Annotated in this window: 1 protein-coding gene; it reads right to left on the reverse strand. The window is 60.3% G+C overall.

The window, feature by feature from the left end:
• Positions 1-28 precede the first annotated feature (28 nt).
• A partial coding sequence (locus B2633_RS03185) for a 4Fe-4S binding protein (RefSeq protein ID WP_483169095.1) occupies positions 29-441 on the reverse strand: 413 nt, incomplete at its 5' end.

The following is a 441-nucleotide window of genomic DNA, read 5'->3' on the forward strand; positions in this document are numbered from 1 at the left end:
ATTTTAGGCTGCCATGCATTGGCTTCATTTATAGACACAGTGCATCCACCTCCGATACCAGTTGTTCGTCGGTAAACCCTTTGAGATTCAAGGCCGCTGTGCGGCAGGCCGGCACACAGGCCCCGCAGCCCTGGCACAGGCTGCTGTTGACTTCGGCTATTTGCCGGGTGAAGGGGCCGTGGCCATGTCCCCCCCGCTCCTGGATCTCTTTCATGGAGATGGCGTTGTAGGGGCAGATGGGCACACACAGTTGACAGCCCGAGCATTTGCTGATATCAACCTCGGAAGTCATGGGCTCCACTGCCATCCTGGCCTTGGAGAACAGTCCGCACACTTTGACCGCGGCCGCGCTGGCCTGGGCCACGCTGTCCGGTATGTCCTTGGGTCCCTGGCAGGTTCCGGCCAGATACACCCCGGCGGCAAAGGTTTCCACCGGCTGCA

This window comes from Syntrophomonas sp. UBA1041 (assembly GCF_002316705.1).
Lineage (GTDB): Bacteria > Bacillota > Syntrophomonadia > Syntrophomonadales > Syntrophomonadaceae > DTU019.